This is a genomic window from Paenibacillus sp. LK1 (assembly GCF_002750415.1).
GTDB lineage: Bacteria > Bacillota > Bacilli > Paenibacillales > Paenibacillaceae > Paenibacillus > Paenibacillus taichungensis.
In genome coordinates, this window is sequence record NZ_PEII01000036.1 from 1 (window position 1) to 1,763 (window position 1,763).

Below are 1,763 nucleotides of genomic sequence, written 5' to 3' on the forward strand. Positions count from 1 at the left end.
ACACAACTGGACGATCAGGGCGATGTGGCTTATTATGTAAATAATATCCACGGTGATGTGACTCACCTGACCGCACAACATGGTGAGATTCTGAACGCATACACGTACGATGCCTTTGGGAACATGCTGTCTGCACGAGAGCAGCGTGTAAATTCTTTCCGATATGCGGGAGAAATGCAGGACGCGCTGACGGGACATTACTATCTGCGCGCCCGGTTTTATAACCCGCTGATCGCGCGGTTCACGCAGGAAGACACGTACCGTGGCGATGGATTGAATCTGTATGCGTATGTCGCCAACAACCCGATCCGATACGTAGACCCGAGTGGGTATATGTGTGAGGTGAAGGGTGAAACGTATGCTAATCCAAAAGATAAAGTTGTTAAAGAGTATGATGTGGTACCCTATAGACCGACAACTGGGAAATATGGGCTTGAAAATCATCATGGTGTAATGAATGGGCTAAACAAAATGTACCGGGATATACTACATTTGTAAACGTGTCTCCTACAGTAGCTTTAAGTGTAGACAACCATAAGCTGACCAAAGAGATTTTTAGAGAATGGAGTCGAGAAAATTACGGTAGACCAGTTGGGGCTAAGATCGAATGGACTAAGATGTCTCCACAACAAATTCAAAAACTTTCTGAAGATATGTTTAATGCTTCTAAAACTCCCGATTCTGCACGTAGAGAATATTACAGAACGTTGAATCAATTTTTGTACAATTTACCTTCGTCGGGGGTAACGAGTAGGACTCAGAAAATGGAATTTTCAAATCAAATAAGGGATCTAATTTATAGGTGAAAATACAATCACAAAGGAGAAGAATAAATGAAAATAAAAACTATTGTTAAACAAATTGAACAATTCGATGATTGTATGATTTCTCCTCCTATAGGTTTACCTAGACTCAGTGAGAACCATATACTTCCTGAAGATGTGAAAGAGTTTTATCAAATATGTGGAGGGATAAAACTGTTTGAAGGGAAAGATTTTGGAGTTGATATTGTTTCTCCAGAAAAATTTGTTTTGGCAAACCCGGTCATAGTTAATGAGTTGTGCGAATATGATATTTCTTCTAATTGGTACATTATAGCTGATGATCGTAATGGAGATTTTCTTACAATGGATCTTCATAAAGATAGATTAGGGAGATGCTACGATAGTCACTGGGATACACATGCTGTTGCAGGAAGTTGTGCGATCATTTCTAATAGCTTTACAGAATTACTAAATAATCTTGTTGAAACGAAGGGGCAAGGGACTACATGGTTTTGGGATGAAGATGATTTTGAACCATTAGGAGACGCATATGATAATCTAACGAATGAATAGAGTTGTAACGTGGTACGGTTTATAATTATCACTTGTATTGTTTGTCTGCTTTAGATTTTTATATAGGAAGAGATAGTTAATATATCTTCCGTTCAGAAAGTACATTGAGTCGATACTTGATTGTAGTATGAAGCGCAAAATGTGCTCGAAATTTTAATTGCTCAAGCAATCACTTTATTATATCGAAGGTCTATTCCTATTAGGAATAGGCCTGTTTTATAATCTGTGGTTCAGAATTGAACTCAATTCGGTGATGCTGTAGACAGACGAATAACCTACACTTATGATGCATTCAACCGTACCATTCGAGTCGAGCAAACAGATGGCGGTGTTGTACAGCATGGTTACGACCGGGAAGGTTTGCGAAGCAGACTGGATACGAACGGAAGTGTAAGCTACTCCGTGCATGACGGCTGGCATGTCGTC

General features: G+C 39.6%; 4 protein-coding genes. 3 read left to right on the forward strand and 1 reads right to left on the reverse strand.

The window, feature by feature from the left end; translation table 11 throughout:
- The 3 genes from CS562_RS32410 to CS562_RS32420 form a co-directional block, all read left to right on the forward strand.
- Positions 1-498 (forward strand): RHS repeat-associated core domain-containing protein (locus tag CS562_RS32410; RefSeq protein ID WP_143813578.1); only part of this gene is annotated, 498 nt, incomplete at its 5' end.
- Positions 499-500: 2 nt separating this feature from the next.
- Positions 501-806, forward strand: a complete 306-nt coding sequence (locus CS562_RS33880) for a hypothetical protein (RefSeq protein WP_099859436.1) — start codon at positions 501-503, stop codon at positions 804-806.
- Between the two features lie 27 nt (positions 807-833).
- Complete coding sequence (locus CS562_RS32420) at positions 834-1,337, forward strand: SMI1/KNR4 family protein (RefSeq protein WP_099859437.1); 504 nt, start codon at positions 834-836, stop codon at positions 1,335-1,337.
- A 216-nt stretch (positions 1,338-1,553) separates the two neighbouring features.
- Here CS562_RS32420 and CS562_RS33915 read toward each other — a convergent pair.
- Positions 1,554-1,763: hypothetical protein (locus CS562_RS33915; RefSeq protein ID WP_257219679.1), on the reverse strand; the 210-nt coding region annotated here is incomplete at its 5' end.

Excerpts from the sequence above, each read along its gene's own strand:
- CS562_RS32420 (WP_099859437.1), top strand. The coding sequence starts at position 834 with ATGAAAATAAAAACTATTGTTAAACAAATTGAACAATTCGATGATTGT.